The 7,210-nt window shown below is 69.8% G+C and carries 7 protein-coding genes and 2 pseudogenes; 5 read left to right on the top strand and 4 right to left on the bottom strand.

Annotated features, from left to right (window positions below; genetic code table 11):
* Window positions 1-247 precede the first annotated feature (247 nt).
* The 4 genes and pseudogenes from ABZS58_RS42920 (at window position 248) to ABZS58_RS42905 (ending at window position 3,624) form a co-directional block, all read left to right on the top strand.
* Complete coding sequence (locus tag ABZS58_RS42920; RefSeq protein WP_354789757.1) at window positions 248-742, top strand: hypothetical protein; 495 nt, start codon at window positions 248-250, stop codon at window positions 740-742.
* A gap of 275 nt (window positions 743-1,017) precedes the next feature.
* Window positions 1,018-1,268 (top strand): annotated as a pseudogene (locus tag ABZS58_RS42915) (DDE-type integrase/transposase/recombinase); the annotation flags it as partial.
* A 546-nt stretch (window positions 1,269-1,814) separates the two neighbouring features.
* Complete coding sequence (locus ABZS58_RS42910) at window positions 1,815-2,600, top strand: tryptophan 2,3-dioxygenase family protein (protein ID WP_354789756.1); 786 nt, start codon at window positions 1,815-1,817, stop codon at window positions 2,598-2,600.
* Window positions 2,593-3,624 (top strand): methyltransferase, encoded by a 1,032-nt coding sequence (locus ABZS58_RS42905; protein ID WP_354789754.1) that lies wholly within the window; start codon window positions 2,593-2,595, stop codon window positions 3,622-3,624. Before ABZS58_RS42910 ends, ABZS58_RS42905 begins: the two co-directional genes overlap by 8 nt.
* A 4-nt stretch (window positions 3,625-3,628) precedes the next feature.
* Here the strand turns inward: ABZS58_RS42905 and ABZS58_RS42900 are convergent, their stop codons facing one another.
* The 3 genes from ABZS58_RS42900 to ABZS58_RS42890 all read right to left on the bottom strand — a co-directional run bounded on the left by ABZS58_RS42900 (window position 3,629) and on the right by ABZS58_RS42890 (window position 5,418).
* Window positions 3,629-4,942, bottom strand: coding sequence for a pyridoxal phosphate-dependent aminotransferase (locus tag ABZS58_RS42900; RefSeq protein ID WP_354789753.1), 1,314 nt, complete (start codon window positions 4,940-4,942; stop codon window positions 3,629-3,631).
* Between the two features lie 64 nt (window positions 4,943-5,006).
* Entirely contained in the window at window positions 5,007-5,246 is a 240-nt protein-coding gene (locus ABZS58_RS42895; protein WP_354789752.1) for a hypothetical protein, read from the bottom strand.
* Window positions 5,224-5,418, bottom strand: coding sequence for a hypothetical protein (locus ABZS58_RS42890; RefSeq protein WP_354789762.1), 195 nt, complete (start codon window positions 5,416-5,418; stop codon window positions 5,224-5,226). Before ABZS58_RS42890 ends, ABZS58_RS42895 begins: the two co-directional genes overlap by 23 nt.
* 6 nt (window positions 5,419-5,424) lie before the next feature.
* Here ABZS58_RS42890 and ABZS58_RS42885 point away from each other — a divergent pair.
* Window positions 5,425-5,571 (top strand): annotated as a pseudogene (locus ABZS58_RS42885) (cytochrome P450); the annotation flags it as partial.
* A gap of 330 nt (window positions 5,572-5,901) precedes the next feature.
* Here ABZS58_RS42885 and ABZS58_RS42880 read toward each other — a convergent pair.
* Window positions 5,902-7,065 (bottom strand): epoxide hydrolase, encoded by a 1,164-nt coding sequence (locus ABZS58_RS42880; protein WP_354789750.1) that lies wholly within the window; start codon window positions 7,063-7,065, stop codon window positions 5,902-5,904.
* Window positions 7,066-7,210 lie beyond the last annotated feature (145 nt).

The following is a 7,210-nucleotide window of genomic DNA, read 5'->3' as shown; positions in this document are numbered from 1 at the left end:
ATACGACCGACGCTTACCAGCAGGCACGACGGACATCCTCCCAGCAGAACCACAGTCCTGCTAACTCGGTGTCCACTCCCCGGGGGGAACCTCAGGCGGCAGACCCGCAGGCTCGACGACGTCGGCGCCTGCTTCAAGACGGGCTGGCCGGTCGAGTGTCCGCATTCTTGGTATTCCAGTTCTGAGGGCGACACCATAAGCTGATCTAATTGAGTATCATCGATGTCACTCGAGATAAGGACAATGCATGAGACGAGCCCGCTTAGCCGCCGTCGCCGTGGCGGCCGCCACCGCCACCTCGCTCTTCCCGGCGGCCGCCGACGCCGCCACGATCGACCGGCCGTTCGCGGCCAACTCCGGCGACAGCTGCCCGTATGGCGTGACCGCCGGCACGCTGGGCTGGTCGTTCGGCCCGGGCACCTCGCCGCTGCCGCCGAACGGCGTCACCGTCACCGGGCGGCTCACGGATCACCCGACCCCCGTCGATCCGTCCACCGCCTGCCGCAACGACGGCTACTCCAGCACCGTCACGTTCACCGCCTACACGACCACCGGCGAGGTGGCCCGCACGTCGCGGACGGCCGACAACGCCAACGTCAGCTTCTCGTTCACCATCGGCGGGCCGACGAGCACCGTCCACGTCGGCCGGATCGTGGTGCAGGTCTGCCGCAACCCGGTGGTCACGACGCCGCCGAGCTACTGCGGCCCGGCGGTGACCTACCTGCCGCCGCCCGTCGCCTGACCGGGACCCACCCAGGACCACCAGGAGACCACCAGGACCGTTGGCTCCGGCCGGTGCCCGAAGCCCCGACCGGAGCCGGACCCAGGTGGTGCCCATGACGGTCAGCGCGAGGGCGACCCCGGCGAAGACGAGCAGGACGGCTACGCCTGACAGCGATGAGCGGGCACGCCGGGCGGGCAGTTCGTCCAGGCGTGCCGCCGCGCTGCCGCCGACCCAGCTCGACCTGACCAGCCCGGTCGCATCCGCGGCGACCACCCCGGCGATGACGACCGGTTCGTGGTGTCGAGGTCGACCACGTGACCGTCTTCCGCTGGGTGCAAGGCTTCGCCCCGCTGCGTGCCGACGCGGCCCGGTTCCGCCGGCATGCACCCGGTGACAGATGGTTCACCGACCAGACCTATGTGAAGGTCAACGGTGTCTGGCGGTATGTGTACCGGGCCGTCGATCAGCACGGCCAGGTCATCGACGTGCTCGTCTCCGCCCGCCTCGACGCCGAGCAGCACGACGGTTCTTCCGGCGGGCGCTGGACACCCTGTCGGGGGCCTCTGAACCTCACCCAAATACCGAAAGATCTTTAATATGGGCAGTGAACATTCGTAGGGGCCCGAAGTGGGCTTCGATGGGGTTGGCCCAGGACGAATACGTCGGGGTGAAACACGGCTCGACCCGGTGGCGGGCGGTCCGGGACCGGATGTGCCGGCCTTTGTACGCCGAGAGGTGTCCGCTGAGTGCTTCGACCCTGTCCCGTAGGCTGGTGAGGCCGGTTCCGCGGTCGGGGTCGGCGCCTCCAACGCCGTCGTCGTCGATCGATAGGTCCAGGCGGACAGGCCACGCTGGTAACAGATCACGGGACCCTCGTGGGGTGCTCACCTCCGCGGACATCGCCGTCCTGTGCCACATCCCTGGAGCATTGACATCGGCCAGTGCGTTGTTGTACAGCTACAGGCGACTATGTAAATCCGAGCATCTTTCATCGATGAACAGCAATTAAAAAAACAACAGGCATCTTGTCCCGATGTTGCGGCTCGGATATCGTTGGCGGTCATCGGAGACAGGAAGGGCCTGCTGAATCGTGTATTCGCACCAGCATCCGGCCACGGATCGCCCAAGCTACGCCGGCTATCTCCGAATTCCGGAGCTCACGTCCCTGCAGCATCCCCTGACCCCGCCGGACGACCCCAGGACGTTCCGCGCGGAGCACTTTTTCATCACCATCCATCAATGCAGTGAGTTACTGTTGCGACAGGTGATCCTGGAGCTCGACGCTGCGGTCGAGTGCCTCGCGACGCCGGACGGCGACGTCGAGGACTGGTTGGAGAGCGTGGGTCGGGCGATCGACTGCATGGTGGCGCTGCGTCAGCAGGCCGAACCGCTCGGACGGCTGCCGGTCGAGTGCTTCGCCGCGTTCCGGCAGCGGCTCGGCACGGCGAGCGGCGCCCAGTCCGCGCACTTCCACCGGCTGTGGACGATCCTCGGCATGAACGGCGACGGGCCCGGCCCGCTCTTCGAGGGCTACCTGCGGCTGCTCGACCGCTCCGGTCGCGACCTGGGCGATCTGGTCGCCAGCGGGCTGCGCGGCGACCCGATGTTCCGGATGTCCCAGGCCCTCGCCGAGCTGGCGCAGGGGGTCTGGAGCTGGCAGACGACCCACGTACACGTGGTCACTCGAATGATCGGTGATTGCCCGGGTACCGGAGGTACGACTGGTCTGGAATACCTGACGAGCCGGCTGCGCATGCCGTTCCCGGAGCTGTGGGCGGCCCGCGCCGAGACGCACGTCCGCCACGCTCAGTACCTCGGCGGCCATGTCGAGACGCATAGCAGCCACGCCAAGACCTATGGGGTACCCGTTGCCTAGCCGTATTGACTTCGCCGGTACGACCGCCGTCCTGTCCTTGTTGTCCGGCGCTATCACGACGCAGGTCGTCTCGGCAGGCGTCGGCCTCGGGCTGCCCGATCACCTGAGCGACCGTCCCCGCAGCGCGGAGGACCTCGCGCGAGACACCGGCGTCGCCCTGCCGAACTTGTTGCGCATCGTGCGGGCCTGGGCGGCGTTCGGCCTGATCGCCATCGACGACGCCGGCGAGCTGCGGCAGACCCCGTTGACACCGCTCCTGCGCCGGGACACGCCGGGCTCGCTCCACCACCGGTCGCTGCAGCTCGGCCACCCCGATCTGTTCCGGGTGTTCGAAGGGCTCGGTGCCGCGCTGCTCGACGGCGAATGCGCGTTCGAGGCGGCACACAAGCGCACGATGTACGAATTCTTCGGCGACCGTCCGCCGCTCGGGGAACTGTTCGTGCGGGACCTGTCCGCCAACTCCGTCGGCATTGGCGACGAGCTCGCCCGCGCGTACGGCTTTTCAGGCGTGTCCACCGTCGTCGACATCGGCGGCGCCGACGGTCGGATGCTGACCCGGCTGCTGCATGCCTGGCCGCACCTGCGCGGCACCGTCTTCGAGCGGGCCGAGGTGCGGCCGACGGCGGAGCGGCTCCTCGACGCCGAGGGCGTGGCGGATCGGTGCGCAGTCGTCACCGGCGACTTCTTCGCGGGCGTCCCAGCCGGGCATGACGTGTACCTGCTGAAGTACGTCCTGCAGGACTGGGGCGACGCGGAGGCGACCGCGCTGCTGCGGTCGTGCCGGGTGGCGATGGGAGACCGGAGCCGCCTGCTGATCCTCGAGCAGATCGTCCCGGACCGGCCCACGGCGACGCCCCGTGCACAGTCGGCGGTCCTAGACGACCTGTTGGTGTTCTCGTTCACCGGTGGCGGCAACCGGACCATGGGCGAGCTGGCGGCTCTCGTCCACGGCTCGGGCCTGGCGATCCGCGAGCCCGCGACCAGGCTGCCGCAGGTCGACGTCGTCGAGTGCGTTGCCGCATAGACGTTCAGTGGTAGCGGATGCCGGCGGCCTCGAGCCGCCGGATCGCCTCGCCGACGATATGCTCGTCTCCGCCCAGGTACGCTCGGAGGAACGGCACACGGGCGTCGGTGCCGTCGATCGTGATCGACGCGTGCGAGAACAGCAGACCGGTGCGCTCCAGCAGGTCGCGGCGCCAGGCGTCGACGCCGTCCGGCCGGGTGCTGAACGCGGGCGGTACCGCGACCAGGAAGTACGGCGTCGTGGTTCCGGTGGCGGTGAGTTCCCGCGGCCAGCCCAGCCCGACCAGCGATTTGGCCCACAGGGACCGGTGGTGGCCGATGGCGGTGCGCAGCCCGGCGAGGTAGCGGGCGCACGCGGGGTCGCCCAGCCAGCGCGCCATTGCCCACTGCCGCCGTGCCCCGCGTGGGAACGCCCACTGGATGGTGTGCCGTGCGATGGCGCGCAACGTCCCGGGGTGGGCCATGACGGTACCGATGCCCCAGTCATTGCAGGCGAATACCTTGCCGAACGACTCCACGCGGCACCACCGGCGCCGTGTCCGGTCCGGCGCGGCGGTGCGCGCGAAATACCCGAACAGGGCCGCCGGCGCGGAGATCTCGTCGGCGTCGTCGGTCACCACGCGGCGGTAGGCGTCGTCGAGCAGGATTCCCGCGCCGCGGGCGGTGGCGGCCTCGAACAGCGTCGCCAGCACGCTCTCCGGCCAGGTCGCGCCGGTCGGATTATGCTGCGTGTTCACCACGACGAGCGCGAGCCGTCGGCGGGGGTCGGCGTCGAGCCTGGCCAGCGCGTGCTCGATGTCGGCCGGGTCGGGGATCCAAGCGTGCTCGGCGCGCACCGGCCAGTACATCATCTCGTAGCCGAGTGGCTCGAACACGCCGGCGTAGTCCCACGTCGGGTAGGCGCACAACACCACCGGGGTCCGGCCGTCGCCGTCGGCGTCGAGCAGGTGCCTGGCGAAGTCGCCCATGATACCGCGGGTGCCGGTGCCCGACGTGAGATGCAGGTCGAAGTCCGTGCCAGGGCTGGCGTCCTGGTCCAGCCGCTCGGACCGCACCGTGTCCGCCGCGATCGACCGGCGCGCCTCGGGCAGGCCAGCCGGCGTCCGGCTGTACCCTGCGAGGTACTGCGGCGCTTGCTGTTCGTACGCCGCCAGTCCGGCCGGCAACACCCCACCGAGCAGGTACGGGTCGCCGATCGACATCGGCAATGGTGGCAGGGCGTGCCCGGCCCACAGGTACTGGTCGAGCATCCGCGCGTCGTCGGTGGTGTCGACGTCGGGATCGGCCATCAATCCGGCGAGGGGCGGCAACCGCAACACCGCACCAAAATAACAGATATATTGAAGTGCGTCGATTAAAGATCTTTCAGTATTTGGGTGAGGTTCAGAGGCGTAGGCCGGTGTGGTCGAGGAAGTTGACGCAGCGTTGGTAGCTGCTGCCGATGCGGTGCAGTCCGGTGTGGGCGGCGGTGTCGGCGGTGTCGAGGATGTCGGGGCAGAGGTTGGCCAGTTCGGTGTTGTGAAAGTCGGCCCGAAGCGCGGTACTGGTCTTTCGACCTGTCCGTTTCTCCGGGCCGCTTCCCGCACCCGGCGTGCCACTTTCACGGCACCGGGTGCTCCACAAGTCCCGTGTGGACGGTGGTGGTCGCTGCCCACACCGGCGCGCCGAGCGCCAGCACAGACGGGCCCAGGTCAACGCCGAACTCGGCGCCTACCTCGACGGGCTCGCCGCCGCCCACGCCCGCCAGCCCGGCGACGACCTGATCTCCGGGCTGCTCGCCGACACCGGCCCGCACGGGCCGATGTCCCGCGCCGACCTGCTGCGTTACGAACCCCCGGTGCAGTTGTTGTCCAGCCGCAGCGTCCTGGCCGACATCGACATCGCCGGCGCCACCATCCCGAAAGGCTCGCCGATCGCGCTGATGCTCGCCGCCGGCAGCCGCGACCCCGCCCGGTTCCCGACCCTGACCGCACCGACAACCAACACCTCGGCTTCGGCAGCGGCATCCACATTGCTACGGCGCCCCGCTCGCCCGGGTCGAGGCACAGGTCGCGTTGTCCGCACTGGGCCGCCGGCTGGTGCACCCCCCGGCTGGTCACCGACCCGCCACCGTACCGGCCCAGCCCGACCTTGCGCGGTCCCCGCCACCTGCCCATCGACTACGACGCCGTCGCCCCGGCAGCCGAGGCAGCAGTCGGCGTGCCGTCCGCACGCGGATAGCCCACCGGTCTGTCCAGCCCCGCACGCCGGGCGCGAAGGCTTGGCTGGCGGCAACGGGTCAGCGCATCGTCCGGAAGGCGCGCCGCACCTGATCGACGAACAGTTCCGGCTGTTCGAACGCGGCGAAGTGGCCACCGCGTGGCAGCTGCTCGTAGAAGCGGAGGTCGGGGCAGTATCGCTGGCACCAGCGTCGTGACGGCCGGAAAATCTCGCGCGGGAAGGCCGAGAAGCCGACCGGCACGGCGAGCGGCTCGGACTGGCGAGCGCTGCGGCCCGATGGCCGGGAGAAGCCGTCCTCCCAGTAGATGCGGGCTGACGACGCGGCCGTTGCGGTGTGCCAGTAGACGCTGATGTTGTCGAGCATCTGGTCGCGGCTGAGCACGTCGAGGGGATCACCGTCGTGGTCCGTCCAGGCCCAGTACTTCTCGGCGATCCAGGCACACTGACCCACCGGGGAGTCGACCAGCCCATAGCCGACGGTCTGCGGGCGGGTCGCCTGCTCAAGCGCATAGCCGCTGCCCCACTCCTGGTGACCGGCGACGTCGGCCAGGCTCTGCCGCTCGAAGTCGGTCAGGTCCGCGGCGGCGAGTTGGTCGCGGTCAGCCACCGGCAACATGGTGAGATGGATGCCCACCAGGCGCTCGGGCCGCTGCGCCGCCAGCGCCGTGGTCACCATCGCACCCCAGTCGCCGCCCTGCGCGCCGAACCGCTCGTAGCCCAGTCGGGTCATCAGCGTCGCCCACGCCCGGGCGATCCGCGCCGGCCCCCAGCCGGGCCCGGCCGGTTTGGCGCTGAACCCGAAGCCCGGCAGCGAGGGGCACACCACGTGGAACGCGTCGCGCGCCTCGCCGCCATGCGCAACGGGGTCGACCAGCGGCTCGACGATGTCCAGGAACTCCACGACCGAGCCCGGCCAGCCGTGCGTCACGATCAGCGGCAGCGCATCCGGGTGGGGTGAACGCAGATGCATGAAGTGGACATCGAGGCCGTCCAGCTCGGTCGTGAACTGCGGCAGCCCATTGAGCCGGTCTTCCAAGCGTTGCCAGTCATAGCCGCTCTGCCAGTACCCACACAGATCCCGCAGCCAGTCCAGCGGCACACCCTGGCTCCAGTCCGCCACCGTCGCCGGTTCCGGCCACCGGGCGCGCGCCAGCCGCTGCCGCAGCTCGTCGAGCGCGTCCTCGCCAACGCTCACCGTAAACGGAGCCACCTCGCTGCCCATTCCGCCACCGTAACCCCCGGACGGCAGCCGACATCGGCAGCACGGTCCCGCCGCGACGCGAGATCACCCGCCGCAGCCGGTCGTGGCCACCTATCTGCGGGAGGGGGAGGATGGCGCCGCTCCGGCAACGGACGCGGCACCATCT

This window comes from Dactylosporangium sp. NPDC005555 (genome assembly GCF_040605635.1).
Taxonomy (GTDB): Bacteria; Actinomycetota; Actinomycetes; order Mycobacteriales; family Micromonosporaceae; genus Dactylosporangium.
This window is presented reverse-complemented; position numbering and strand designations above follow the sequence as displayed.